At 54.6% G+C, this 26,455-nt stretch carries 22 protein-coding genes; 11 read left to right on the top strand and 11 right to left on the bottom strand.

Annotation, left to right across the window (positions count from 1 at the left end):
- Nucleotides 1-33 precede the first annotated feature (33 nt).
- The 11 genes from J2S36_RS00360 to J2S36_RS00310 all read left to right on the top strand — a co-directional run bounded on the left by J2S36_RS00360 (nt 34) and on the right by J2S36_RS00310 (nt 13,567).
- The gene (locus J2S36_RS00360; protein ID WP_309954442.1) at nt 34-681 is read left to right on the top strand and encodes a hypothetical protein; all 648 of its coding nucleotides are present in this window, start codon (nt 34-36) and stop codon (nt 679-681) included.
- Nucleotides 681-872, top strand: a complete 192-nt coding sequence (locus J2S36_RS00355; protein WP_309954441.1) for a hypothetical protein — start codon at nt 681-683, stop codon at nt 870-872. Before J2S36_RS00360 ends, J2S36_RS00355 begins: the two co-directional genes overlap by 1 nt.
- Nucleotides 873-1,060: 188 nt before the next feature.
- Nucleotides 1,061-2,074, top strand: coding sequence for a phage portal protein (locus J2S36_RS00350; RefSeq protein ID WP_309954439.1), 1,014 nt, complete (start codon nt 1,061-1,063; stop codon nt 2,072-2,074).
- A 167-nt stretch (nt 2,075-2,241) separates the two neighbouring features.
- Nucleotides 2,242-2,442, top strand: coding sequence for a hypothetical protein (locus J2S36_RS00345; protein ID WP_309954437.1), 201 nt, complete (start codon nt 2,242-2,244; stop codon nt 2,440-2,442).
- 42 nt (nt 2,443-2,484) lie between these two features.
- Nucleotides 2,485-3,735: a recombinase family protein gene (locus J2S36_RS00340; RefSeq protein WP_309954436.1), complete on the top strand. Its 1,251-nt coding sequence runs from the start codon at nt 2,485-2,487 to the stop codon at nt 3,733-3,735.
- On the top strand, nt 3,735-5,288 hold the full coding sequence (locus J2S36_RS00335; protein WP_309954434.1) for a recombinase family protein: 1,554 nt from the start codon (nt 3,735-3,737) through the stop codon (nt 5,286-5,288). Before J2S36_RS00340 ends, J2S36_RS00335 begins: the two co-directional genes overlap by 1 nt.
- A gap of 445 nt (nt 5,289-5,733) precedes the next feature.
- Nucleotides 5,734-5,955 (top strand): helix-turn-helix domain-containing protein, encoded by a 222-nt coding sequence (locus J2S36_RS00330; RefSeq protein ID WP_309954432.1) that lies wholly within the window; start codon nt 5,734-5,736, stop codon nt 5,953-5,955.
- A complete protein-coding gene (locus tag J2S36_RS00325) occupies nt 5,952-7,835 on the top strand; it encodes a site-specific DNA-methyltransferase (RefSeq protein ID WP_309954430.1) in 1,884 nt (627 codons plus the stop codon). The genes J2S36_RS00330 and J2S36_RS00325 overlap by 4 nt, the downstream gene beginning before the upstream one ends.
- Nucleotides 7,836-7,839: 4 nt before the next feature.
- Nucleotides 7,840-10,812 carry a type III restriction-modification system endonuclease gene (locus J2S36_RS00320; protein ID WP_309954428.1) on the top strand — a complete coding sequence of 991 codons (2,973 nt, stop codon included), beginning with the start codon at nt 7,840-7,842 and terminating at the stop codon, nt 10,810-10,812.
- Nucleotides 10,809-12,443, top strand: coding sequence for an ATP-dependent nuclease (locus tag J2S36_RS00315; protein WP_309954426.1), 1,635 nt, complete (start codon nt 10,809-10,811; stop codon nt 12,441-12,443). Before J2S36_RS00320 ends, J2S36_RS00315 begins: the two co-directional genes overlap by 4 nt.
- The gene (locus tag J2S36_RS00310; RefSeq protein ID WP_309954424.1) at nt 12,440-13,567 is read left to right on the top strand and encodes a UvrD-helicase domain-containing protein; all 1,128 of its coding nucleotides are present in this window, start codon (nt 12,440-12,442) and stop codon (nt 13,565-13,567) included. The genes J2S36_RS00315 and J2S36_RS00310 overlap by 4 nt, the downstream gene beginning before the upstream one ends.
- 660 nt (nt 13,568-14,227) lie before the next feature.
- Here J2S36_RS00310 and J2S36_RS00305 read toward each other — a convergent pair.
- The 11 genes from J2S36_RS00305 to J2S36_RS00250 form a co-directional block, all read right to left on the bottom strand.
- A complete protein-coding gene (locus J2S36_RS00305; RefSeq protein WP_309954422.1) occupies nt 14,228-15,808 on the bottom strand; it encodes a recombinase family protein in 1,581 nt (526 codons plus the stop codon).
- On the bottom strand, nt 15,805-17,052 hold the full coding sequence (locus J2S36_RS00300) for a recombinase family protein (protein ID WP_309954420.1): 1,248 nt from the start codon (nt 17,050-17,052) through the stop codon (nt 15,805-15,807). The genes J2S36_RS00305 and J2S36_RS00300 overlap by 4 nt, the downstream gene beginning before the upstream one ends.
- 73 nt (nt 17,053-17,125) lie before the next feature.
- A complete protein-coding gene (locus tag J2S36_RS00295; RefSeq protein WP_270975908.1) occupies nt 17,126-17,314 on the bottom strand; it encodes a hypothetical protein in 189 nt (62 codons plus the stop codon).
- Nucleotides 17,311-17,724 carry an RNA polymerase subunit sigma-70 gene (locus tag J2S36_RS00290; RefSeq protein ID WP_309954418.1) on the bottom strand — a complete coding sequence of 138 codons (414 nt, stop codon included), beginning with the start codon at nt 17,722-17,724 and terminating at the stop codon, nt 17,311-17,313. The genes J2S36_RS00295 and J2S36_RS00290 overlap by 4 nt, the downstream gene beginning before the upstream one ends.
- Before the next feature lie 219 nt (nt 17,725-17,943).
- Nucleotides 17,944-18,921, bottom strand: a complete 978-nt coding sequence (locus tag J2S36_RS00280; RefSeq protein WP_445344337.1) for an N-acetylmuramoyl-L-alanine amidase — start codon at nt 18,919-18,921, stop codon at nt 17,944-17,946.
- A gap of 2 nt (nt 18,922-18,923) precedes the next feature.
- The gene (locus J2S36_RS00275) at nt 18,924-19,379 is read right to left on the bottom strand and encodes a phage holin family protein (protein ID WP_309954416.1); all 456 of its coding nucleotides are present in this window, start codon (nt 19,377-19,379) and stop codon (nt 18,924-18,926) included.
- An 84-nt stretch (nt 19,380-19,463) separates the two neighbouring features.
- Nucleotides 19,464-19,685, bottom strand: a complete 222-nt coding sequence (locus J2S36_RS00270) for an acetyl-CoA carboxylase (RefSeq protein WP_309954414.1) — start codon at nt 19,683-19,685, stop codon at nt 19,464-19,466.
- Nucleotides 19,682-20,104, bottom strand: coding sequence for a DUF1617 family protein (locus J2S36_RS00265; protein ID WP_309954412.1), 423 nt, complete (start codon nt 20,102-20,104; stop codon nt 19,682-19,684). Before J2S36_RS00265 ends, J2S36_RS00270 begins: the two co-directional genes overlap by 4 nt.
- A 15-nt stretch (nt 20,105-20,119) precedes the next feature.
- Nucleotides 20,120-22,951: a phage tail spike protein gene (locus J2S36_RS00260; RefSeq protein WP_309954410.1), complete on the bottom strand. Its 2,832-nt coding sequence runs from the start codon at nt 22,949-22,951 to the stop codon at nt 20,120-20,122.
- Between the two features lie 72 nt (nt 22,952-23,023).
- Nucleotides 23,024-23,716, bottom strand: coding sequence for a hypothetical protein (locus tag J2S36_RS00255; RefSeq protein ID WP_309954409.1), 693 nt, complete (start codon nt 23,714-23,716; stop codon nt 23,024-23,026).
- 2 nt (nt 23,717-23,718) lie between these two features.
- Nucleotides 23,719-26,397, bottom strand: a complete 2,679-nt coding sequence (locus tag J2S36_RS00250) for a phage tail protein (protein ID WP_309954408.1) — start codon at nt 26,395-26,397, stop codon at nt 23,719-23,721.
- Between the last annotated feature and the right edge of the window lie 58 nt (nt 26,398-26,455).

Genomic DNA, 26,455 nt, shown 5'->3' with positions numbered 1-26,455 from the left:
ATAATGATGTGACATGACAAAAGGAGTACGAAGGTGAAACTACGTAAAGTTGCACAGTTAGCAACAGCAAGTATTTGCACCCTTACACTATCGTTTACAGTAGTCGGAGTTGCAAATGCTACAGAAGCGCAGCATTCTACTACCGTTGCATCACAGCTTCATAATGCAGAGTGGGACAGCTCGCTTACAGAATCTGAAATTGAGGAATTCGCTGATGCCACAGCAGATAGTTTTGTGGTGCTATTTCGTGATGTCATCAAGCATGATGGAGCGAAGTTCGTTATAGACGAAAGACTGGCTGCTGAATATGGTTTTGGTGGAAGTTCTGAGCAGCTTACTCTTATCGTTAACTCACTAAATGGAGCTTCCGACAATCCGTATGTAGATGCACATTCAGATCGCAGCTGGGGTTCGTTCGGATCATGTGTGGTGACGGGAGTTCTTGGTTTTTCACCCTTCCAAATTGATTACAATCTATTTGGTAAATACATTTACGAAAAGTCTTGGAACAAAGTCGCTGATTTACTTAAGCGTTATGCTAAGAAAGAGATCACTAAAAAGGGTGGCGATATTGTTCTTAAGCAAATCATTAAGTCAACTCCAGCAGGATTTGCTGCATGGTTAGGCGTTTACGCTGTCGGTTGTGCCGCAAAAGAGGCATGGAATTGGTGGAGAGCCTAATGCCGCGTACTATGCATGAACTGTTGGTCGGCCTACTGACTTTTGCATTGGTTGTTTGCCTGTTTTCTTTGTTAGCTCTGGTTATTTTCCCTTTACGTACAGTGCTGAGTATTGCTTTTCCATCACTGTTGCTTGGAGTGACAGTTTTAGGCATTGGGTATTTTCGCCAGAAAAAAGGAATTGACGAATAATGTCATTTCGAAGCAGCTTATCTACGACTAAGAACCGATGCCGAGTAATGGAGTTCAGGGAGTTTCCGTATGTCTAGGTAAATCGTCTTACTGTCGATAACTGAACAATTTTTGAGCTGGTGCTCCTTACTGCCTTATTGGCTGTGTTAGGGGCATCAGTTCTTTATACACAGCTTAGGGAGATATACGTGAGACTCTTGAATTTGCTACGCCCTAAATCGAAATTATTCGAGAATCACACGATTGGGTCGTCATATTCGTTTATGTTCGGCCCCACCTCTGCGGGTAAGCCGGTGACGGAACGCTCGGCGATGCAGATGACTGCGGTCTATGCGTGCGTGCGGATCTTGAGTGAGGCGATTGCTGGTTTGCCGTTGCACGTGTATCGCTACGAGGACGACGGCAGACGGAGCAAAGCCTTGGAGCATCCGTTGTATGTGTTGTTGCATGATGAGCCGAACCCTGAAATGACCAGCTTCGTCTTCCGTGAGACCCTTATGACACACTTGCTGCTCTGGGGTAACGCCTACGCCCAAGTCATTAGGAATGGTAAGGGCGAGGTACTCGGGTTGTATCCGTTGATGCCGAACCGGATGCAAGTAGGCAGGAACGATAACGGTGAGCTTGAGTACGTCTATACTCGCACTGGCGACGAACCCAATGTGGATCAGCCCCGTAAAGTCACCTTGACTGCGGCGGATGTGCTCCATATTCCAGATCTTGGTTTTGATGGTTTGGTGGGTTATTCGCCGATTGCGATGGCGAAAAACGCTATCGGGCTTGCTATCGCCACCGAAGAATACGGGGCTTCATTTTTTGCTAATGGTGCGGCTCCTGGTGGTGTGCTCGAGCATCCTGGCATGATCAAAGATCCAGCCCGTGAGTCCTGGCAGCAGACCTTCGGTGGAGCTAGGAACAGCAATAAGATTGCGGTGCTTGAGGAGGGCATGACATACACCCCGATAGGGATTTCGCCTGAGCAGGCACAGTTTCTCGAGACACGGAAGTTTCAGATCAACGAGATTGCCCGGATTTTCCGTATCCCTCCGCACATGGTCGGCGATTTAGAGAAAAGCTCTTTTAGCAATATTGAGCAGCAGAGCTTGGAGTTTGTGAAGTACACGCTCGACCCGTGGGTCATCAGGCGGGAACAAGCCATCACAAAACTCTGCTCTCGGCTGATGAGAAACCGTGTTTTTTAGTGAGGAGCATCGGCGTGCCTGGTGGAAAGCACACCCTGAGGCGCGAAAAGGCGCACTGCTATCTACACCTTTACCTGCGCTGGCTGCGCAACCACATTCACTGCCTACGGCAACAAGACCCGAAAGTACTGCACTCATGCCTGCTACGTTACCCACAGGGGCACGGCATGAAAGCGATTCAGATGAACCATGAGGCAGTCTGCAGGGTCACGCTCGCACATGCCGAAAAACTCCGCGTAGCTGGTGCTATCTTTCAGGCTGATTATCAGCGGGTACGAGAGGCTCTCATCGGTTCGTATCAGCCTGCGATTATGGCGCTGTTATTGCCACAGCAACTGGATAAATGGCGCGAACAGAGTGATGTATAGAAGCAAGGAAATACACCGATATTGATCCAAAAGGAAGCAAGAATGGAGATCCACAAACTACCCCCACGCCCCGCACTCACCAAACGCCTGCGGGTGGCGGCCTACGTGCGGGTCTCACGCGAATCGGAACGTCTCACTCATTCCTTCTCCGCGCAAGTCTCCTACTACAACCAGCTCATCAGCTCAACGCCGGGCTGGGAATACGCTGGCGTCTACAGCGACTACGCAACGACAGGTACATCTACCACGGGGCGTGGCGAGTTCAACCAGATGATCGAGCAAGCACTCGCAGGGAGTATCGACATTATCCTCACCAAATCCATCTCCCGCTTCGCCCGTAACACCGTCGACCTCCTCGAAACCGTGCGTGAACTATCTGCTGCTGGTGTATCGGTGCGTTTCGAACGCGAGCACCTTGACACCGCCAACGCTGAAGGCGAAATCCTCCTCACTTTACTAGCCTCGTTCGCGCAAACTGAATCCGAATCTATCTCGGCTAACGCGAAGTGGGGAATCAGAAAAAAGTACAAGGATGAGCTGTTGCATTCGCGCCACCCCTACGGATACCGCTACCACCACGGCCAGCTCGACATCGTTGAAGAAGAAGCCGTGATTGTGCGCCGCGTATTCGATGAATTCCTCAAAGGCATTAGCCCTGAGAAAACCGTCGACACGCTCAATGCTGAGGGGCTACGCTCGCGTGGCGGCGGCAAGTTTAGAGCATCCGTGACCCGTCAATGGCTAGAAAACGAAACCTACACAGGCGATGCAATCTGCCAAAAACACTATCGAGCACACGTCGGCAAAAGCACCAGCAGCCCCAACACAGGCCAACTCACCAAATACCTGATAGAAGACTCCCACCCACCAATCATCGACCGCAAAACCTTTGACGCGGTACAGACAGAACTGGCAAAACGTAGAGCATCCGGCGGGCGTGGCCTGACCCCCACGGGAGGCACCGGAGCACTCACCCACCGCATCACCTGCACCCAACGTGGCAAGCACTATCAGCGCCGCACCAGGAAACAAGCCCATGGAGAATACAAGTACTGGTGGTGCGAAACCGCCACCAAAGGCCACGGCAATCCATGCAAAGCCCACCAACTCCGCGAGGAAAAGATACGCGCCATCATCTGCACCGCCTTGGATCTAGCCGATTCGGATGACAAAACCGTCATTGAACAGGTTGAGCGCATTGAAGCTACGCCCGATTGGCTCCTCACCATCCACCACACCGACGGGAGAAGCACGACAATTGATTACCGCACTGGATTGGAGGTGAACCACTGATGCCAAAAATCACCGCGATCCCAGCAACCAAACCCCTACACTCTGGCAACCACGCCCTGCCCAACATCCGCCGGGTCGCAGGCTATGCCCGCGTCTCCACAGATGATGCTGACCAAGCCAACTCTTATGCCGCCCAGGTGGATTACTACGAGCACTATATTCGCTCCCACGACGGCTGGCAGTATGCAGGTATCTACACTGACGAAGGCATCAGCGGCACGAGCATCAAACACCGCGACGGCTTCAACCAGATGGTCACCGACGCCCTGAGCGGCAGAATCGACCTGATCGTCACAAAAAGCGTCAGCCGGTTTGCTCGCAACACCGTCGACTCCCTCACCACCGTCCGCGCCTTGAAAGATAAGGGTGTGGAGGTGTTCTTCGAAAAAGAAAACATCTGGACACTCGATTCTAAAGGCGAACTCTTGATCACCATCATGTCCAGCCTTGCCCAAAAAGAATCACGCTCTATTAGCGAGAACGTCACCTGGGGACAGCGCAAACGCTTCTCCGACGGGAAAGTAAATATGCCCTTCAAAAACTTCCTCGGCTACAAGCGCGGCTCAGACGGTAGCCCGGTTATTAACCCCGAACAGGCCGAAACCGTGCGCCGGATCTACCGCCACTACCTTGAAGGCATGAGCATCCCACAAATCGCCGCCGCGCTCGATACTGACGGCGTGCTCACCCCGCGTGGCAAAACCCGCTGGAGCCACACCACCATCCAACCCATCCTCACCAACGAAAAATACAAAGGTGACGCGCTCCTGCAAAAGACGTTCACCGTCGACTTCCTCACCAAAACCAAAAAGATCAACGAAGGCGAGGTACCCCAATACTATGTGACCGGCTCACACCCAGCCATCATTGATCCCGAAACGTGGGAGCTTGCCCAAGCCGAATTCAATGCGCGCGGCATCGGCAGAAGAGAACGCGTCTTTACCGGCAAGATCTTCTGCACCCACTGCGGACGCACTTACGGGAGCAAAACCTGGCATTCCACCGATGCCTACAAAACCGTGATCTGGCAATGCAACCACAAATGCCGCAGCCCACATCCCGCCCAAATGCCCATCCTGCGTGATAAGCAACTCGAACATATCTTTCTAACCGCGCTTGCCACCTTGCTTAAACGCCGCAACCTCATCGACTGGGACTTGCTCGAAACCACGCTCACCGACACCACCGAGCTAGAGGCAACCGCTATCACACAAGCAGCTGAGATCGAGGCCTGCACCAAACTCATCCGGCAAGCCATCAGCGCCAACGCCACCCAGGCGCAAGACCAGAGCGAATACCAGCACGCTTTCGCCCAGCTCGAAGCAAGACAACAACAAGCAATCGACGCCTACAACGCTACCCAAGCTGAGATTGAGCGGCGCAAAGGACTCAAAGCCGAACTTGCCAAATATCGCCGCACCCTCACCGACCTAGATACAGCAGGAGAATTCGGCCCCGCCACTTTTCACGCCCTGTGCCAACGAATCAACATCACCCCTGACGGGCACGCAGCCGTGATGTTTAAAGACGGCACCGAGATTGGAGCCCAGTAACCCAACTGAAGAGCAGAATCATTTAAGGCCAGTAGCACCCTCGCTACTGGCCTTTCTTTTATGCCCATAAGCGCCCTACTCAACCCAACTTTTACGCACCAAAGCCAACTTTTACGCGCAACCCCGATTTTGGCGCAAACAAGAAAATTTTGGCGCACTCTCACAAAACAAAACCTGCTGGCGCGAAATTGTATCAACACCAGCAGGCAGTTAGTTACTTAGACGTTCATTTTGATACAAGGCTGATTGTGGGTGCAAACCACTCATGTGGAGCAATCAGGGTTGTGAGACGAGTAACTCGACCCGTCAGGTGTCAAACAGCTTAAAGTCAGTGCCAAGCGGTAGCATGTGAGTAAGGCCTTCACGTTCACGGTGACCCGGTGTAGTTGCAAACCAAGCACCAGCCTCGACCTTGAACAACCACCACACAAGGAGCCGAACCCAATTGACCATCACCTCCAAACCCTTGTGGAAACTCCTCATCGACCGCGACATGACCCGAGAAGACCTACGCCACGCAACCGGCCTATCACCAGCCACCATCGCCAAACTAGGACGTGATGGCAACGTCACCACAGACGTCCTCGCCAGGATCTGCACCGCCCTAGAATGCGACATAAACGACATCTGCGAAGTCGTCCCAAACGAACAGGAGATCGCACAATGATCCGTGACGCTCACGAATACAACGAAACCGTTACCCCGAACGAATTTGACATCGAGCGGCTGCGTGCAACACTGCCAGAGTATTTCGACAAAGACGGCGAGTTTATGCTCGATAAATTCCAAGCCTGCCTCACGCGGGGGGGGGTAAACCTTACTAAAGAGGGCTACGAACTGAAATTCCTTGGTAAATCCTATGCCAAGTATCTAACTTCCACTGAGACTGAAACTGTTGTCGTTCCAGATCTAGAGCACAATAGCCAACCGGAAAACAAGGACTCCGAAAACCTCTATATCGTCGGCGACAACCTCGACGCCCTCAAACACCTGCTCGGCTCCTATGCAGGCAAAGTCAAGTGCATCTACATCGACCCGCCCTACAACACAGGCTCCGATGGGTTCATCTACAACGACGACTTCGGATTCACATCTGCACAGCTTGTCGACAAGATCGGTCTCAGCGAAGACGAAGCAGAACGAGTACTTGACCTTCAAGGCAAGTCCTCACATTCCGCGTGGCTCACCTTCATGTATCCGCGTCTCCAGCTCGCTAAACAGTTGCTTTCCGACGATGGAGTCATATTCATCAGTATCGACAACAATGAACTTGCGAATCTGAGACTACTCTGCGATGAGATTTTCGGAGAACAAAATGCAGTCGCAACGCTTACTCGAAAAGCTTTGCATACCGTTCGCAATAGTTCCGAAGATATGAATGAAAATACAGATTTTGTCGTAGTTAGCCTCACAAATAGGGATACATACGTTAGCGACGATCGGTTTCGACTGCGCGCAAAGTACGACAAATCAAAGGCATACAACCGTGATGACCAGGACGGTAAAGGGCCATATAAATTAGATCCGATCTACGCACGAAACTATGCGAAGCCGTACACGTACACCTTTAAGAATGGGATTATCTGGACAGCACCAGAAGGATCTTTCCCAAGGTACTCAGAAGAAACGCTCAGATCGATGGAGGCGACCGGACAGATTGTTTTCTCCAAAGACGGCAATCCTTCTGCTAAGCGGTACTTGTGGACAGTACAGGAAGGACAGCCTGGCGACGCCCTTTTGCGAACTGAAGACGTGGGATATAACAGCCATGGGACAAAGGAACTTGCGGCTCTACTTAATTCAGATAAGGTGTTCTCACAGCCAAAACCGACTGCTCTAGTTAAATATCTAATCTCACTCCACTGGGACTCCTCAGCTGTGATAATGGATTTCTTCTCTGGCTCTGGAACAACAGCTGATGCTTTGATGCAACTCAACGCTGAAGATAATGGTAATCGTCGCTTTATTCTCGTTCAATTGCCAGAGTGTATTGATCCTAAGAAACCTGCTTATGATGCTGGTTACCGCACGATTGACGAGATTGGTCGTGAGCGGATTAAGCGTGCTGCTGCGAAGATTAAGGGTGAGACTGGTGCGGATATTGATTATGGGTTCCGCTTGTATCGTTTGGAGGAGCCGTCTGGGCAGGTTCTTGATGATCTGCTGACGTTTGATCCGAAGCAGGACGGTACGTTGCTAGCTGGGGATTATGTCTCAAAATTCGACCTGAACGGTACGCCCGGGCATGACACTGTGTTGGCGACGTGGTTGGTGAAGGACGGTTACGGGCTAACAACCTCTGCTGAGAAAGTGCGGCTGGAGAGCTACGAGCTGGATGTGTGCGGAGATTCTGCTTATATCATCTCTCCGGGTTTGACGAGTGATGACGTGGTGGAGCTTGTTCGCCTGCTTGAGAACGGGGATCTTGCGGTTTCTCGGGTTGTGGTGTTTGGGTATTCAGTGACGTTTTCGGTGATGCATGAGTTGAAGAAAAACCTCTCGGTGCTGAAATCTGGTCGTATCGTGTCTGTGATTGAGAGGCTGTAGGGCGATGCAGATTAGGCTTCAAACCCTTGAGCATCAACAGCGTGCGTTGAAAGCGGCGACTGGTGTATTCGCTGGTGTTGATTTGAGCTTCACTAGTCCTGCGGAAGCGAATCCGGTTTTTGAGGTGAGTAATCCGCAGATTGCACATAACATCGCGCAGATACAGGCTGGGGCTGTTGACGGGGTGGCGGCTGTGCCGCGCGCGTGGCGTACCCGCAGCGATGATGGTGTGCTGGGCGTGGATATCAAGATGGAGACTGGTACTGGTAAAACCTTGGTGTACACGCAGTTGATGTTTGAGCTGAACCGGCTTTACGGGTTCCACAAGTTCATCATTCTGGTGCCCTCGACGCCGATCAAAGAAGGTACCCGGTCGTTCATGAAAGCGGACTACGCCCGCCAGTACTTTGATGACACCTACGGTGGTCGCTATAAGTTGGATCTGGAGGTGCTTGATCCACAGAAGCGACGCAAGGGCCGCAAGATGTTCCCCTCGGCGATTTCAAATTTCGTGCAGACCTCCCGCTTAGCGAAAGGCCGTATTAGCGCGTTGTTGATGACGGACGGGATGTTGCAGTCGAAAGCGACGATGGCAACCGTGTACGACCATACAGTGCTGGGCATGTCGAGCCAACCGTATGAGGCATTGGCGATGACCCGCCCAGTGGTGATCATTGACGAGCCGCACAGGTTCCGCCGCGAGAACAAGGCCTATCAAGTGCTGCTTGAGCAGATCCAACCACAAGCTATCTTCCGGTTCGGTGCAACATTCCCGAAGTTAGATAAATCAGGGGCGACGGATTACAACAATCTTGTGTTTAACCTCGGGTCGATTGAGGCGTTCAACGAGCAACTCGTTAAGGGTGTGGCGATACAGTACCCGCAAGATGACGGCGGTGAGTCCGTGCGGCTTAAGCTCACTAGTATGTCGCGCTCAAAACCGAAGAGTGTCACGTTCAATAACCTCGATACCGGCAAGTCCATCACGCTGCGAGTAGGTGAATCCCTGGGCGATGTCGATGGCGATTTCGCTGGTCTCACAGTTGAGGGTGTGGGCAAGACCGAGAACACGTTGATCAAATCCGGTGTTACGTTGTCGAACGGGCAAATCCTCGCGACGGGCGATATTGTGGCTAGCCGTGTGTATTCAGAGACGTACCAGAGCTTGATGATGAAACAAGCGCTCGATAATCACTTCGAAGCCGAGTGGGAAAATTTCCGTCGCTCCACCAAGGTTAAAACACTCACACTGTTTTTCATCGACTCGATTGAATCCTACCGTGGTGAGGATGGGCCAGGACATCTGCGTGCACGGTTCCATGAACTTCTCACCGCGAAACTGAACGAGCAGATTGAGGAACACAAGAACGACGCATCCACAGTCGGAAAGGAGTACGCTGCCTATCTGCGTGCGTCACTGACGGATGTGACGGCAACGAATGGCGGCTACTTTGCGGCGGATAATTCTTCGAGTGATGAAGTGATCCAAGCTGAGGTTGATCAAATCCTGCGAGACAAGCAGGCGTTGCTCTCTTTCACGAATCCGGATGGCACACCCAATACGATGCGCTTCGTTTTCTCGAAGTGGACGCTGCGTGAGGGGTGGGATAACCCGAACGTCTTCCAGATCGTCAAACTCCGTTCCTCGGGCTCAGAGATTTCCAAGCTTCAAGAAGTCGGACGCGGTCTGCGCTTGCCTGTAGACGTGAACGGTACACGGCTTGCAAACGAACAGTTCTACCTCACCTACCTGATCGACTACACCGAGAAGTCGTTTGCAAACGCGCTAATTGGCGAGATCAACTCTGACGCTACAGTGGCAACACCGTCAGTGAAGGAACTCCTGCCCAAGGTCGCGGCAGAGCTCGGAATTATAGAAACCGACTTGTTTATTCGCCTCTTACAGGCTGGATTTGTCGATACGGACAAAAACATTATTGAGGGAAGAGAATCAGAACTGTTGGAGTCTTATCCGCAGTTCAATGTGGGCAAACTCAAGCCCGATAAGGTGGTGACGAACAAGACCAAAACCAAAGTGGGTATCCGCTCTGGGCGTTACGCCGAGCTTAAAGACTTGTGGGAGACCGTGAATGCCAAGTATTACCTGCGGCTCGACAACCTCACTGAGCAAGAAATCGACAGCTGTATCGACGACATTTTGGACTCAGGAATCTACACCGCTCAGGTGAGGCGGTTCATGCAAGAGACAATCGAGCATGACAATGATGGCGGGCTCGTTGCAAAGGCATCAACTAAGGCTGTGTTCTCCGTCGATGACACGCTCACCTATGGAGACTGGCTCAAAGCTGCCTACCTACAGACTTATTTGCCTATCCGGGCGATCAATGCCGGTCTTGTGCGCTACAACGCCAAGCACCCGTTGCCGGAGGAATTTTTCAATAAGGCTACGCTCGCCAAATTCGTCGCACAGTTCCATGAATGGATGCAACGCGAGTTCATCAACCGCTTCTCCTACACGCGCATCGACGCGCCACTAGGAGCCACAGCACTGACCGAACCAGACGGGAAGCCGCTACGAGACATCGTCCAGGGCAACATCGGCATCTACCGTGATACCAGCGCGAAAGTGCCAAACAAGTTCCTCTACGACGCGTTCGTCTACGACTCGCCGAAAGAAAAGGACAACATCCAAGACTCCGACGCGCTCGACGAAGTCGTCGTCTACGGCAAGATCCCCAGGCGATCCATTCGTGTCCCTGTCTATTTCGGTGGTACTACAAGCCCAGACTTCATGTACGTACTCAAAGGCGCAGACGGCAAAATGTCACTGAACTTCGTCATCGAGACAAAAGACGTCAACGCCCAATCCGACCTACGCGAGTCAGAGAAGCTACGGTTCAAGGCAGCCAAGAAATTCTTCGATTCCATCAGCGACGAGAACATCAACGTCCAGTTCGCACCACAGCTCAAGCACGACGACATCGTCGCACTCATCAAACAGGTGGTAGCGCAGTGACAATACTATCGAAGGTACAAATACTTGGTTATCGGAGATTCAGAGAGTTTACGTTTGAACCCACACCTGGAACCAACATCATCGTTGGCGGAAACGAAGCTGGCAAGTCAACACTTATCGAAGCGATAACACTGGCACTCACCGGACACGTCAATGGTACGCGAGCTACAGATTACCTCAACCCGTATTGGTTCAATCAACAACTGGTGAGTGAGTTCTTCTCTAAAGACCCTCTTGACCGTAATTACCAAACTGCTCCTGAATTCCGTATCGATGTTTACTTCGATACAGAGAAGGGAGAGCTACAGAAGCTCCGGGGCGTCAATAACATGGCAAACGAAGATTCTGTAGGCCTCTCCATATGGGCACATCCCGATCCCGAATACACGCAAGAGCTCAACGAGTATGTCAAACAAGAGGACTGCCCTGAAATCCTGCCAGCCGAATATTACATAGTCGAATGGCTAAGTTTTGCAGGATTTCCAGTCTTGCGTCGACCGAAAGACCTGATTGTTTCGCTAATCGACAGTCGCACAATCCAATCCGAACGCGGTATCAACTATTACACGAGACAAATTCTTGAGACACGGCTTGATTCCAAGGACCGGAGCAAAGTGTCTGTTGAGCACCGAAAACTCCGTGCAACGCTCGGCCGCGATGTTCTGCAGGAGTTGAACAGCACGCTCTGTGATGAAAGCCACTCAATCCCTGGGGCAGTGGTTGGTTTGCAAGTCGACCAATCACGGTCGGCTTCATGGGAAAGCACTTTGATTCCAGACATTGATTCCGTGCCGCTGTCAATGGCAGGACAAGGAAACCAGTCTGTGGCGAAAACGATTCTTGCGTTAGGGCGAAACGCTAATGAGAGCAGTCTCATCTTTGTCGAGGAACCAGAGAATCACCTCAGCCATACTCGGATGCGTCAGCTCATTTCCTACATCCAAGAGGCTTCTCACGGCCGACAAGTATTCATTACAACCCATAGCTCCTATATTCTTAACCGACTTGGACTCAACCAAATCACTTTGATCTCCAATGGGCATCCAGCTCGATTCGAGTCCCTTGAAAGCGAAACAATTCAATATTTTCAAAAACTCTCCGGATTTGACACACTTCGATTGATCCTCGCGGACCTCATGGTCGTCGTCGAGGGACCATCAGACGAAATCATCTTTAATAGGTTCTTTCATGACTATTTCGGGCGAGAACCTCTGGACTGCGGAGTTGATGTCATGGCAGTTAACGGTGTCTCTTTCAAAAGATGTTTCGAGCTGGCCAAATTACTGCACAAACCGCTGTTTGCCCTTAGAGATAACGATGGGCATTCCATAGAGCATTGGCAAAATAGCTTTAGAGATTATCTCGAAAAAGGAAAGCGCTACATCTTCGTCGGCCACCCAGACTTGGGAAACACGCTTGAACCCCAAATTGAAAGCGCAGGAAACAACGCTTTGTTGAAACAAATTTTCCCAAATGTCAGGTTAGATCCCATTGCGCTATGGATGCAAAAGAATGGAAATAAAACTAAGTCGGCTTTGGCAATCGCAGAATCGGATCACACCTTGAATCCACCTGAGTATTTCAAAGAAGCGTTCATGGCCATCGAGAAAATAATCGAGGCGCAGCCATGAAGCACCATTTCATTCATGCATGTGCAGGGTCGGGAAAGACTCAGCACATCATTGACCACTGTGCACAAGAGAAAGCCGATACACGGAGATTGATTCTCACGTTAACACTCGCCGGTCAAGACGAGATTGAAGGACGTCTTAAAACTAGCACTACGCAATCTGGACGTTTCCCCGAGATAGAAGGCTGGTACGCCTTTCTCCTACATCACGTAGTCCGTCCCTACTTGCCCTTAGCGTTCCCCAAGCAGAGGATCAATGGTTTCATCTTTGATGCCGGTGAAGCGCGTGCAAAGATTCGGTACATAAAGAAAACCGACCCACAGAGATACTTCACCACAAATGGGCTCGTTTACAAAGATCATCTGGAAGAACTTGCCACACAGATCATGCTCAAGGCTAATGGCCTTGTAGAGAATCGTCTCTCACAAATATATGACGAAATACTTATCGATGAAGCCCAGGATATCAGCCGTAGCGGCTTAGATGTCATCGCCCAGCTCCTCAAGCAGGAAAATGTTCGATGCCTAATTGTGGGAGACAGCCGCCAATCACTACTCGACAGTAGCCTGTCATCAAACAGGAACAAAGGCGCAGACCGTCAAAACCTTGTCCATTGGTATCGAGCGTTCGAGAAGCAAGGATGTCTACAAATCACAGAAAAAACCGAAACGTATCGGTTCAACCAGGCTATTGCTGAATTCTCAGACACCATCTTTCCTGCAAGCCTCGAATTTGCTCCAACCATATCGTTGATGCACGAGAGCTCATCTCATAACGGCGTCTTTCTTGTAGCCAAACAAGACCTTGAAAGTTACTACACCGCCTTTGCGCCAACCATCCTGCGCCACTCAAAAGCATCGTGGAAAGATCAAGCTGCGCTTCACCCCATCAACTTCGGGGTCGCCAAAGGGCGCACCTATGAACGCGTAATGATCCTCGCAACGAAGTCCATTCAGGATTTCTGCCTTAAGAACCAGCAGCTCGACGACAAAAGCGCCTGTTCATTCTACGTCGCAGTAACCCGCGCCAAGCACTCTGTCGCAATTGTTGTTGACCGACCACGTAAGAAGCTGGTCTCAGACACGTCTGTAGCTCTCACCGTATGGGCACCGGAGGAATGTTGACAACCTTCGGTGCTATCCATACTTTTCGACGTTACTCCCATACTTCTTTGTAAGGGGGAGTTGGCTATTTATGCCAGCGTTAGTCCGAACTGGCTCAAGTTCTTCACACGCATCAACGCACTAAGCGCTAACCTGCGGAATCATCCTTTTGCTGTGCTCACAAGCCATAAGCTTCAGCAAATCGCACCAAAGTCGAAACTAACTTTGTATCCAATCCACTCTCATTCCCGACCCAAACTTCGGCACAGACCCATACTTTTTAACGCTTACCCAAACCTTTTAGCACCAAGCCATACTTTTCAGCGACACCCCATACTTTTTAGCGGAACTCGTACTTTTTAGCGGCAACAAGGACCGACCACTCCACGCCACGTAAACCGACGGCAAAAGGGGTCGAAAACCCCGCCGCAACCCCTCACCAAACGCCCCAAAGACAGGGCAAGAACCGCCTCAAAACAACCACCAATACCGCCCTGACAAGCACCAACACCGCCCGCACAACAAAAGACGCTCACCTCGATACTTTGTATCAAAATGAGCGTCCTAATGGTTACTTACACGTTCATTTTGATACAAGACTGGCTTGGGGGCAGATTCATTCGGTAGGGGGTGTTTTCCAAAGACGGGGTAGGAATTGCTGGTTTTATTGCTGTGAGCGAGTTAGCTGGCCGATTGTTCGTCTTTGAAGATGACGCTGATGGCTCCATTAGTGTTGATAATGGCGTGGTCGACGAGGGTGTTCCATGCTTGGTCGCTGTATGCGAGTGGTGGCAGGGTGGCGAGGTAGACGTGGACTTTGATGGCTTGTGCTCGGCGGTGGCGCAGGTCGTCGATCTTGTCGGTGATGTGCTGGTGCTCGGTCTCGAGTTGGCGGTGTCGGGTTTCGAGCTGGTGGTAGTGGCGGTCGTAGTCGTCGGGGTCGTGGGTTGTGGCTGCTGCGGTGGTGATGAGTTGGTTCATCAGCGTGATCGTTTCTTCGATCCGCTCCCCTAGCGTGGCCTGTTGAGTTTCCAACTCGCGGGTGTCGTAGACGGTTTCGTCGAGCAGGCACATGGTGTTATCGAGAACGTCAGTGTTGGTGACGTGCTCAGCCAGGGTGGCGACGAAGGCGTTTTTGATCTGCTCCTCGGTGACGTGGGGTGTCGCGCAACGATGAATTTTCTTGTATTTGTTGTTGCAGCGCCAGATATAGCGGCGGTATTTGCTGGTGGAGTGCCACACTTTCCTCCCGAACGAGCCACCACACTCGCTGCAGGTGATCTTGTTGGCAAAGGGGTGGGTATTGGAGGTGCCTTTGCCTGCGCGGCGGGCGAGTTCTGCTTGGACCACGTCCCAGGTGGCTGGGGTGATGATGGGTTCGTGGTTGCCGGTGACGTAGTACTGGGGTACTTCGCCTTCGTTGACTTTCATGGTTTTGGTCAGGAAGTCGGTAGTGAAGCTCTTTTGGAGCAGCGCGTCGCCTTTGTATTTCTCGTTGGTCAGGATCGATCGCACAGTGGATGGCGACCAGATTTGTTTGCCACGCGGTGTAGGAATCTGATCAGCGGTGAGTTCTTTGGCGATGGTTTGAGGTGTTGCGCCTTCTAGGAAGGTGGCGTAGATGCGCCGCACGATCGGGGCTTGGGTTTCGTCGATGGCGAGGTTTCCGTCATCGCCTTTCTTGTAGCCCAACAGTGAAGCGTAGGGGACCATGATTTTCCCGTCGGCGAAGCGTTTACGGTGGCCCCAGGTGACGTTCTCGGAAATTGAGCGGGATTCTTCTTGCGCCAGGCTGGACATGATGGTGATGAGCAGTTCGCCTTTGGAATCGAGTGTCCAGATGTTTTCTTTTTCGAAGTAGACCTCCACGCCTGCGTCTTTGAGCTTGCGCACGGTGGTCAAGGAGTCGACGGTGTTGCGAGCAAACCGGGACACACTCTTGGTGAGGATGAGGTCGATTTTGCCTGCCAGGGCGTCGGCGATCATGGTTTTGAAGCCTTCGCGGTGTTTCGTGCTCGTGCCGGTGATGCCTTCGTCGGCATACATACCTGCGAATTCCCACTCGGTGCGGGATTGGATGTAGTGGGTGTAGTAGTCGATCTGTGCCTCGTAGGAGGAGGCTTGTTCCTCAGCTTCGGTGGATACCCGCGCGTAGGCCGCCACTCTACGCCGACGCTGAACACCCAGCACCGTAGCGTGGCCGGGTGTTTTCGTGGCTGGGATCGCGGTGACCCGCTTCCGCCGAATCTGCGTCGTGGTCACCGTGTGCTCCTCTCGTCCAGCTTCACCGTCACTGGCGTTTCGGTGCGGGTGGTGTGGATGGTGAGCGTGCGATCCGGGTTGACGACGATCTTCGCCAGGCTGGTCAGAGCCGTGTCGTCGTCCCAGGCATCGAAGCCGAGCACATGGGTGCAGATCCGGGTGAGGCGGGTTTCTCGGATTTGGGGTGCGTGGCAGGGGTTGCCTTTGCCTTTGGTTGCGGTTTCGCACCACCAGAACTTGTAAGAACGGTGGCGGCCTGTCTTAGTTCGTCGGTGATAGAACCTGCCACAGACAAAGCATTCGATCCGTGAGGTGAGCCCGGTCGTGCCACCTGAGGGTGTGGCTCCACGTCCAAGGTGCCTGCGGCGGACAAGTTCGGCTTGGACGGCGTCGAACGTGGTTTGGTCGATGATGGCCGGGTGGGATTCGTCGACAAGATAGCGGGGCAGCTCACCTGTGTTGGTATGACAGTTCGATTCTGCAACGTTTGGACGGTAATACTTTTGCAGCACCGCGCGGCCTGTGTAGATTTCGTTTTCGAGCCATTTGCGGATCGTCTTCCCACGAAACTTGGCTCCCCGCCTGGGCTTGACCCCTTCAGCGTTGAGCCGGGTGGCGGTGGCTTCGGGTGAGATGCCTGCGAGGAACTCCGCGAATATCCTTCTGATAATCTTGGCTTCGGCCTCAATGATGACCAGGTCGCCACCTAAATATTGGTAGCCGTAGGGTTGGCGCGAATGCACTGACCCGTCGGCGTATTTCTTCCTGATCCCCCACTTGACGTTCTTTGACATGGATCGAGATTCTTCCTGCACAAACGATGCCAGCAGCGTCAGTAGGAGTTCCCCGTCAGCGCTGAGGGTGTCGATCTGTTCGCGTTCGAAACGCACCGCCACCCCGAGGGCTTTCAGCTCGCGCACCGCATCAAGCAGATCGACAGTGTTGCGGGCAAGGCGCGAGATCGACTTCGTCAAAATAACGTCAATGCCGCCTGCCCTAGCGGTGTCCATGAGGCGTTTGAATCCATCGCGATGCTTGGTGGAGGTGCCGGTAATACCTTCGTCGATAAACACCCCGACATAGTCCCACCCAGGGGTGGATTGAATCAGATGGGAGTAGTACGACACCTGGGCGGCGATCGACGACAATTGCCGTTCGTGCTCAGTGGACACCCGCGCGTAGGCCGCTACCCTCAACCGCTGCGGCCGTGCTGGTCTCGCCGGGATCACCCTCATCTCACCCATGTATCTCAATCTCCTTACACTGCTCGTTTCCCCTAATAAATAAGGGGTTCAGCTGGTTGTATCCATCTACGCTCTAAACCCGCGTTTTATCCAGTCGAACCCGCAAAATCAGCCCACCAACAACAGCAGGAAATTCCCCCGCCACACGAGTCAACACCACGCGGGCTTCACTGTCGGTCAGTGCACCAGTGTCAGTGAGCCGATCAATGAACCCCACAACCCTGGCTAGATCAACCTCGGCATCAAACACGCTCTTTGTCATCGACTGCCACCCTTGGTGCCGAACCGGTGGCGGATGTAGCAGGCATGGCAGCAGTACTTACGCCCCGCATTCCCATACGCCTCGAACCCCTCACCACAGTAGGCGCACGTGAACTCATAGAAGGCGTTACGGGTGCCTGCTTCTGGGTGGGTATGCCAGAAGGCCCGCCGATGCTCGCTACAGCAAAATGATGGTTTCTTCCCATCCGCGCGTTGCGGCAGTTTGATTCCGCACCAGCGGCACCAGCGCCCATCAGGGTCAGCTTTCGCTGTTGGTTCGATACCTGTGCGGGTGACGTAGGCGCGGATCTGGTCGCGGCTGACCGCAAGACGTGCAGCGATCGCCTTATACCCGAGCCCGCCCAAGCGCATGCGCCTGGCTGCTTGTTTTTCTCTCTCGTCTAACGCCATCACTGGCCTCCTCTCAGTAGAAGGCCACGAATGTGTGCCGAGTTAACCCCTCAACCGAGGTGTTGTGAGCCTTCTGCCCATACGCCCTCGGGCACCTGCGAATCCGGACGGGTAAGAAAGCCTCAAGAATGATGAAAAGCCCCGCCATGAACTGCTCCCCGAGAATCCGGGAAGTCACAGTGATGACGGGGCTTCAATACGCCACAGGGGCGTGCGGGGTTAGTAGCCGAGCTTGGCATTGACTCGCGCCTGCACCGCACCGTAAAGGTTTCCGAGGCGGCGCTTACGCTCTTCACCGTTGCCGTAGTCGCCACGGATCACGGCGTCAGCGAGGGCATCGATGTTGGGTGCGGCGGGCTTCGCGGGCGTTCGGCCGGAGAGCTTTTCGTTGACTCGCTGTTGGACGGCGGCGTAGTTGGCTCCGAGGCGTCGCTTGCGCTCATCCCCGTTGCCGTACTCGCCGCGAATGACAGCGTCAGCCAATGCGTCGATGTTCGGTGTGGCTGGTGCTGGTGCGGGTGTTGGCGTGGGCGCGTTGCCGGAAAGCTTCTCATTCACGCGAGCCTGAACAGCCGCATAGTTCGCTCCGAGGCGACGCTTGCGCTCGTCCCCGTTGCCGTACTCGCCACGAATAACCGCATCTGCGAGGGCATCGATGTTCGGCGCTGCAGGAGCAGGTGCTGGTGCGCTACCGGTCATCTGGTCATACCAAGACTGGGCGCGGGCCATGTATGCCGCGTGCTGGGAGCCAGCAAGAGATGCCGGGCAAGCAGTCGCAGAGAAGTCCTTGTGTCCGAACACGTTCTTCCCCCACGCCGGGCGGCCAAGACCGTAGAACTTGCAGATCGCGGCCACGAGGTGTGCGCCGTTATCAAGGCACGCCTCCGACACAGCCCATGAATCACTAGTCATGTCGGCGTGTTCGATGCCGATGGAGGTGGTGTTGGCTACCCAGTTTCCTGCATGCCAGGCGGTATCCCGGTCCCACACCAACTGGCCGATGCGTCCGTCGGATTGGACTTGGTAGTGGGCCGACGCTGGACGGGACTGCCACACGTCATAGCAGCCACGAATCGTGAGGTTTCCGGCGTTGTGGTGGATGATCACCTTATCGATCCGCCGACCGTTCCTGCCGGGTGTATAGTGCTTGTTCATGATGAGGTCGATGTCAGCCTCAAGCGCGAGCCAATTCTTCATGACTAGTTCTCCTTTGTGTTTTCAGTGGTCGTTTCGGTCAATGAGGGTCTTGTTTCGGCGCGGTTAGCGATCGCATCGAGCGCCCCACGCATTTGGGCAGGGACAGGCAGGCCGAGCCGGGTGGCGTTCTCCATCAGCGAGATGCCTTCGTTGGACAGGTAGAAGAAAATGACCGCCGCACGAAGCACACCGGGTGCACCGAGAACGTGGACGTCGATCAAATGGGCGAGTCCGACGAGAGTGAAGATGAGGATCTTGCGGCTGATACCCCTAAAACCGACGGATGAGCTGAGGCGACGCTCATTGATGGCGGCCAGCACGCCGGTGATGTAGTCGGCGATAGCGAAAACAATCAGGGCATAGACGAGGCCGTCGAGGCCTCCAAGGTAGGCGGCGAGCCAAGCACCGACACCGGCGAGGCCGGTTTGGATGGCATGCCAGATGGCGTGAAGAGACATGGGAATGATTCCTTTCTGTGGGCATAAAAAATTGCCCACACCCATCTGGGGTGAAGGCATCAAAAATTGGTGTAGCGCAGCGATTTACATGGTCGGGTCAGTCAAGACCTCCAAGATCGGCAGACTCAAGTCGAACGACCCCGCCTTGGGTGCTGGGAGTTCGTGGGTTTCGATGGTTTCTGCTGGTGGTGCAGGCGTGGCATCGGATTCAATTGGGACGATCGGCAACTGCACCTCATCGTCAGGCGTTGACTCATCAGCGGAGACTTCGGTGAGTTCTTTGCTCTTTTCTTCCTCGGCGCTCATGTGTTGTCCTTGGTGATGGCGTCGTAGAGGACGTCGTAGGCCTCGGCCGCTTCGCCAGACAGCTCACCGTCATAGCCATCAAGAAGTGCTTTCACGTCCTTGTCGTGGCCGTCGTAGGTCGGGCCAGAGACTTCAGCGACCGAGGCGAGTAGTGCTTGGCGGGCATCGAGGAACTCACCAGCTTTCTCGGGGTTGGCGAGGGCGAAGGTTCCGTCTTCTGCGAATACTGGGCGGCCGTGCTCGTCGAGCGTGGCGTAGGCGGTGACGAGGTCGTATTCGTCTTCCCCGAACCGGGCAATCGCCTCCTTCACCAAGGTGAGCAGTTTCGAGCGGGCACGAGACTGCGCGGACTTCAAGGGCATGCTGGTGAGTAGGTCTGCGATGGGTTGTAGATGCTGGTTGGCGATCATGATTTCCATGGATGTTTCCTTTCCTTATGCGAGGTTGGTAGACATGGTAGATAGGCCGGTGTTGGAGTAGTACTGCCAAGTAATGTTTGTTCCTGAGCGTGAAATGGTGGTGATCCATCCGTGGTTAAGGAGCGAGATCAGTGAATTCACTCGGCTCATCAAATCCTTGGTGCGATCGAACAGGCGGGTCATGTTGTAATACGAACCGTTGGTGACGACCATCAGGTCGTAGGTGTGGAAGACGATTTTCGACAGCCCGCTTTGTCCCACCCAGCCCGAGTGCGTGCCGCTGCCTGTGAGCGTGCAGTCTTGCAAGGTGACGTAGCGTGAACCGGTGGTGTAGAACTTGTAACCACCAGTACGCAGGTCGGAGCCGAGGTGGATTCCGGCTTTGCCGTAAAACAAGCCTTTCGGGTCAAGGGTCAGGCACGTGTAGTAGTTGCCGCCTTCGGTGTCTTGGTAGGTCCAGGCAACGTAGTCGCCTTTATAGGCGAGCTGGCCTACGATGCCTTGCACATCGGGCTTATCTTTATGGGCTCTGCGTGCGAACTCGCCGATATAGCGGGTTCCGTACCAAAACTGCATCCCAGCACTCGTGATCTTGCCTTCCAGCGTGTCCCCGTTATACCAAGCGATTTGATATGGGCTAATCCTGATAGATTGCGTCCAGCCTGCCAGCCCTACTTGGATGGCGTTGGTGGCGAGCTTGTCGGCCGTAATCGAGCGCGCCCCAATCCGAGCCGCCGACAACGTCCCGGTGGTGATCTTCCCAGCATCCAGCGAAGCAATTTTGGCCGATGTGACCGCAGCGTCTTTGATCATCGCGGACTGGATAAAACCGTTAGCGATCGTCAGCTTATCGGAGGTAATGGACCCTGCTGCGATGCGTGCAGCCGATAAAGTACCGGTCGTAATCTTGTTCGCCGATAGGCTGCCAACCTTCGCATCCGTGATCGCCGCATCCTTGATCATCGCATTCGTAATAAACCCATTGGCGATCGTCAGCTTGTCCGAGGTGATGGATCCAGCCTGAATGCGTGCCGCTGCCAGGTAGCCGGTGGTGATCTTGCTCGCTGACAGGTTGGCGATTTTCGCGTCGGTGATCGCGGCATCAGCGATTTGTGCGGTGCCGATGGCGGCATCTGCGATGTGTGCTTGGCTGATCGCTTTCGACCCAATCATCGCGGCACCCACCGGTGTTTGTTCCCATTGGTTGTTGGTGAGGAGATATTGGCGGGCGATCACTCCGTCTACGCGCACTTGCCACAGCGCGCCCTCTGGCCTGCCAGCCGCGTCCGCTACGCTCGGGTCAACAACGGCAACCGTGAGCCGCCCATCCGAGGTAACCGCAATATTGTGAGCATCCTGCGCCAACCGGGTAGCACCAGCGGCTGCGGTCTTGGCCTGGTCAATATCGACCTGCGCCGAAGCTATCTGAGTGGCGACAGCATCGGCGGCGGTTTGTGCGTCTTGTGCGGCGGCGAGGGCGTGGTTGACCTCTGCGCGGGCGGCGTCGAGTTCAGCCTGAACCTGGGCATGATTCAGATCGGTGGCGAGGGCGACCCAGCCGGGCTGTCCGGTGTCGGTGAGCCGGTAGATCCAGATTTCTGTGGTTTCGCCGTTGCTTTTAAACCATGTGTCACCCAGCTGCGCGGTGGCGGGCTGGATGCTGCCGTAGTGGTTGGTGTTCTTCCCATCCGCACTAGCCAACGCGAATCCGGCCGCATTCGACGCAGCCACCGCCGTATTGATGGCGATCTTGACTTGGCGGGTGACGGACGTGAACTTCCGAGCGGTAGAACCCAGTTCGACCGAAATGTACTGGCCTGTGAGTGGGTTGTATTTGTATGCCACGACCCGTGCCGTCAGCGCAACACCAAGATCACTGTGGCGGACGGTCACGGTGTCGCCAATTTCGATGGTTTCGAGCCGCGCGAGGTCTGCGTATTCACGGGTTTGTGAAAGGTCAGTGAAGCGGATCTTGTACGAAGCGGACGGCTCATCGACATGTCTTGCGCTGAATTCTGCTGCTGCTAGTCGGCGCAGCTCAGAGTGGGCTTGGTCGAGTGGGAGTTCGCCTTCGCGCGGATTGTCCGTGTCGGTGATGGCTTTGACTTGTCCGTAGCGGATGACGCGGATACGCGGCACCACATAATCGCCCAACTTCGGCGAATCCACATAGAGCTCAGGCAAGAGCAGGCCGTTGTAGCCGACCGGAAGAATCCGCGTCACCACCGTCGAAAAATCAATGGATGATTCGAAGCCGGTGAGGTTCTTGCGGTCACGAATCACCACCCCGTGGTTGGCTCCGCGCATGGGCGTGTGATGGATCAGCCAGTTATTACGCGTAAGCTCGCCGCCCCAACGCGAGATGAGCGTGTTGTCCTCGCCCGCATCCATGAGAGCGGCGGCGATGGGCATGCGCACGATCCGCGCCGATGCCCGCGTCACCGTATCCGATGAGGTAACAGTAAACCCGTGTTTCGTGTTTGCCGCGCCAAGAATCTGAGTGAGTGCGCTCTTGGCGGTCTTGTTGACCACGTAGGTGTCGGCGATGAGGTTCTCCGCCAGATCATAGAAGACATGAAACGCGCTCACTTCGAGCATGCCGTCAAGGGTGGTGACAACCTCGGAGATGCGGAAACCTTGACGTTGCTCCAGTCCTGGCACGGGCGCTGCCACAATGTTCTCCAGCGTCAGGTGCTGGGCTGCAGGTCCATCTGCTGGGTAGGTGAAGGTCAGGGAGAATTCGCCGCCGAGTTCCTCGACCACGATCGGGTTGATGATTTCCCGGTCGAGGACGCCGAGACCGGTGGTGGTGAATGTGGTGGCGGTGCGGTCGTGAACCGTAATCATGAGGAGCCTTCCAAACAAAAATAGCGGCCACCCCACGAAGGGATGACCATCGGAACTTGCGTGAGTTGGGTGTTAGGGGTTGCGCCAGTTCGGCGTGATCACGATCTTGCTGATGCCGGTGCCGAGAGTGATCCGATTCAAACCAGGCTTAAAGGTTGGGAAGGCGTCGGTGAGCGCATCGGTCTGCACGCGACCAGATACGTGTGCGACGAGACGCGCGCTGTCGAGCGTGACGGAACCTGCTGGCGAATTCACGTGATAGACGCGCGCATTGATCGTCAGCGAGAGCGCCCCGGTGCCAGTAACGGTGATGATCGGATCGGCATCGAGTAGGCCGGGGTTGGTGATCGTCCCCGACTCCGACATCGTTACCGACTTCAAGCCCTCAGTCAGGTAAGTGAAGGGTTGGCAGGTCAGGCGCACGGTGAAGAAACCCCACCCCGACAGCTCCCGGCGCAGCTCGCCAACTTCGCAGTGCTTAACCTTCCGATACACACCCGACTCACCAGTGAACGCGATCATGGACGCGCCCGTCAGCTCGTGAGAAGCCTGTCTATACTGGTGTAGCCCGTCACGGATAGACACGGCGAGCTCAAGCTCGATCTCGGTATCCTCCCAGCCCGTGAAGCGCGTGAGGGTACCTGCTCTTCCTTCGACCTCAATATCATCCACCGCGCGGACGGCTGCTGGAATCGCCACCGGTGCCGTGAGTCGCAGACCAAGCGACGCCGAAGTCACCGTGTTGTTCAGGGTGAAGCCAAACATGATCAGTAGCCTCCTGCCATCACAGTCTGCCGCCGATCAAGGCGCGCGAGTTGCTTGTCGAGAGCGGGTGCGAGCTTGCCCACCAGCGTCCCATCCGACAACGTCACGCTAATGTCGAGCGAGCCGAGGATCCGCTTCGCAGTCGCGTCCACGATCCCAGCGACATCCACACGATCACTATCAGCACCGCCACTCGTATCGCGACTGATAGCTATGGGTTGTGGGGTGAGGTCAACGGCAGGTACCTGCAGGTCTGCCATCGTCTCGATCGGGACGCTCAGCCCGTCTTCAAGGTCGGCGAAGGCGTCTATCGTGTCCCTAGCTAAACCAGTAGCGGCGGTGACGGCTTTGTTGCCGTCCGTGCGGATGGATCCTGCGAGGCCTTCAACGAGCATCTGTCCTGCCCACGCCATCTTGCGTGACGGTGAATGGATGCCGAAGAAGCCGGTGATCGAGTCCCATATCCCGCTTGCCCAGTTCGAGACCCGATTCCACAACCAGCCCGCCAAGCCTTGGATGCCATTCCACAGGCCGTAGACGAGGTTCTTACCCGCCTCCACCATCTGCCACACGCCCTGCCCAACAGCAGACACAATCCCAGAAATAATCGATGGGATTGCTGCGACGATTGTGGAAATGATCTGCGGCAGGTTTCGTACCAACGCGGTCAAGAGTTGGATGCCTGCTTGGACGAGTTGCGGGATAGCCCCACCAATCGCCGACACAATAGCTCCGATAATCTGCGGGAGCGCGGCCACGATCGTCGTGATGATCTGCGGTAGCGCCCCAATCAACGCCGTCAACAACTGAATGCCTGCTTGGATCAGTTGTGGGATTGCGCCGACCACGCCGCCCACGATCGCAGTAATAATCTGTGGGAGTGCTGCGACGATTGCTGTGATGATCTGAGGCAGCGCCCCGATCAAGGCGGTGAGTAGTTGGATTCCTGCTTCGATGATTTGTGGAATCGCCCCGACGAGGAAGGTCACTATGCCGGTGATGATCTGTGGGAGGGCTTCGATGATGACGGGGATCGCTGCGATGAGTCCCTCTGCCAGGCCGGTGATGAGCTGCAACGCCGCATCAAGAAGCAACGGGAGGTTATCGACCAGGCCCTGCACTAAAGCCATGAGCATCTCCACCGCAGCCGGAACCAGTTCCGGTAGTGCTTCGCTGATGCCAGAGACGAGGGTGGCGATGATCTGAATCGCCGCCTCCAACAAAGACGGCAACGTTTCGATGATTGCTTCTACTAAAGCGATGATCAGCGTCACCGCCGTCTCGGCCACCTGCGGGAGCACCTCGATGATGCCTTCTAACAGGGCGGTGAGGATGGACATGCCGGTCTCGACCACCATCGGCAACTGCTCAGCAATAAACGCTAGGGCTTCCTGTAAGACGGTGCCGAGGGTGTCGATGAGGGCGGGTGTTCCGCCTTCTTCGAACGCCGCGGTGAGTTCGTCGATCCAGCCGTTGACCATCGGCATCACCGACCCAGCCAACGCCTCAGAGACTCCGCCTGCGAGGAGGCCTTTGAGGTTTTCGATCCCGTCCTGCATTGTTGCGAGCTGCCCGCTGAAGGTTTGGGATTGGGCGTCCATAGCCCCGTAGAAGCGGCCGCCCTCAGCCGTGGCAGAAGCAAACGCGTCCGCAACCATGTCAGCGTTGATTGCGCCGTTGGCCATTTCCTCCTTGAGCTCACCAATACTCTTGCCGGTCTTGCGGCTGATCTCTTCGAGGGGGTTGAATCCGGCGTTGATCATCTGCAGCAAGTCCTGACCCGTGAGTTTGCCGGTCGAGGACATTTGGGCGAAGGCAAGGGTCAGCGATTCCATCTTCACCGCATCTCCTTGGGAGATGTCGCCGATTTCGTTGAGGTGCTTTTTCGCATCCTCCAGGCTCATGCCGAAGCTCAGGAGGGTTTGCATGTTGCCCGCGAGGTCCTCCATACCAAACGGAGTCTTCGCCGCCTGGACTTTCAGATCGTTGACGAGCTGTTGGGCTTTGGCTTGGTCGCCGAGCATCGTGGTGAAGGACGTGGAGTATTGCTCCATGCGGGCGTTGTATTCCACGCCCTCTTTCAAGGCTTCGGCCATGCCGCGACCGATCGAGGCGATCGCATGCCCGATACCTTTGACTCCGGCGATGATGGCTTCGGAGGCGAGGTTCGCTTTCAACACGTCGCCGAAAATGCGGGTCTTGGAGCTGGTGGTGTCCATCTCGTCGCCGAGATCATCGACTGCGCCCTCGAGTTTGCCCGCGTCCTTGGCGGCGTCTTTAGCATCGTCACCGGCACCGTCTGCTTCGTCCCCGAAATCCGACAGGGCGTCATTATTCGATTTGAGTTCACTTTCGAGCCGGTTGAGTTCAGCGCCTGCGTTGTTGAGCTGGATTTGCCAGTTCTTCGTCCGGCTATCGTTCTCACCAAAGCTCGTGGCGGAGTTTTCGAGTGCGGCGCGTAGGGTCTCGATCTTGGCTTTTTGAGCTTCGATTTCTTTGCCCAGCACTTGGTTACGGGCGGTGAGGGCTTCGGCGGACTGGTCGTTCTTATCGAACGAGGAGGCTACGAGCTTCATCTCCGAGCCGAGCACTCGCATCTCACGGTTAATATCCGTGATCGCGCGCTTGAACTCACGCTCACCCTCAAGCCCGATCTTCAAACCAAAACTGGAGTCAGCCATAGGTCTGTATTCCTTCGTGTTGCTGGGGTTTAAAATTGGCTAGAGGATGAGGAGGAAT

This window comes from Arcanobacterium hippocoleae (assembly GCF_031456295.1).
GTDB classification, from domain to species: domain Bacteria; phylum Actinomycetota; class Actinomycetes; order Actinomycetales; family Actinomycetaceae; genus Arcanobacterium_A; species Arcanobacterium_A hippocoleae.
This window is presented reverse-complemented; position numbering and strand designations above follow the sequence as displayed.

Excerpts from the sequence above, each read along its gene's own strand:
- J2S36_RS00340 (WP_309954436.1), top strand. The coding sequence starts at position 2,485 with ATGGAGATCCACAAACTACCCCCACGCCCCGCACTCACCAAACGCCTG.
- J2S36_RS00300 (WP_309954420.1), bottom strand. The coding sequence starts at position 17,052 with ATGGGTGAGATGAGGGTGATCCCGGCGAGACCAGCACGGCCGCAGCGG.
- J2S36_RS00320 (WP_309954428.1), top strand. The coding sequence starts at position 7,840 with ATGCAGATTAGGCTTCAAACCCTTGAGCATCAACAGCGTGCGTTGAAA.
- J2S36_RS00325 (WP_309954430.1), top strand. The coding sequence starts at position 5,952 with ATGATCCGTGACGCTCACGAATACAACGAAACCGTTACCCCGAACGAA.
- J2S36_RS00275 (WP_309954416.1), bottom strand. The coding sequence starts at position 19,379 with ATGTCTCTTCACGCCATCTGGCATGCCATCCAAACCGGCCTCGCCGGT.
- J2S36_RS00335 (WP_309954434.1), top strand. The coding sequence starts at position 3,735 with ATGCCAAAAATCACCGCGATCCCAGCAACCAAACCCCTACACTCTGGC.
- J2S36_RS00265 (WP_309954412.1), bottom strand. The coding sequence starts at position 20,104 with ATGGAAATCATGATCGCCAACCAGCATCTACAACCCATCGCAGACCTA.
- J2S36_RS00355 (WP_309954441.1), top strand. The coding sequence starts at position 681 with ATGCCGCGTACTATGCATGAACTGTTGGTCGGCCTACTGACTTTTGCA.
- J2S36_RS00280 (WP_445344337.1), bottom strand. The coding sequence starts at position 18,921 with ATGAAGAATTGGCTCGCGCTTGAGGCTGACATCGACCTCATCATGAAC.
- J2S36_RS00345 (WP_309954437.1), top strand. The coding sequence starts at position 2,242 with ATGAAAGCGATTCAGATGAACCATGAGGCAGTCTGCAGGGTCACGCTC.
- J2S36_RS00270 (WP_309954414.1), bottom strand. The coding sequence starts at position 19,685 with ATGAGCGCCGAGGAAGAAAAGAGCAAAGAACTCACCGAAGTCTCCGCT.
- J2S36_RS00310 (WP_309954424.1), top strand. The coding sequence starts at position 12,440 with ATGAAGCACCATTTCATTCATGCATGTGCAGGGTCGGGAAAGACTCAG.
- J2S36_RS00250 (WP_309954408.1), bottom strand. The coding sequence starts at position 26,397 with ATGGCTGACTCCAGTTTTGGTTTGAAGATCGGGCTTGAGGGTGAGCGT.
- J2S36_RS00260 (WP_309954410.1), bottom strand. The coding sequence starts at position 22,951 with ATGATTACGGTTCACGACCGCACCGCCACCACATTCACCACCACCGGT.
- J2S36_RS00290 (WP_309954418.1), bottom strand. The coding sequence starts at position 17,724 with ATGGCGTTAGACGAGAGAGAAAAACAAGCAGCCAGGCGCATGCGCTTG.
- J2S36_RS00255 (WP_309954409.1), bottom strand. The coding sequence starts at position 23,716 with ATGTTTGGCTTCACCCTGAACAACACGGTGACTTCGGCGTCGCTTGGT.
- J2S36_RS00295 (WP_270975908.1), bottom strand. The coding sequence starts at position 17,314 with ATGACAAAGAGCGTGTTTGATGCCGAGGTTGATCTAGCCAGGGTTGTG.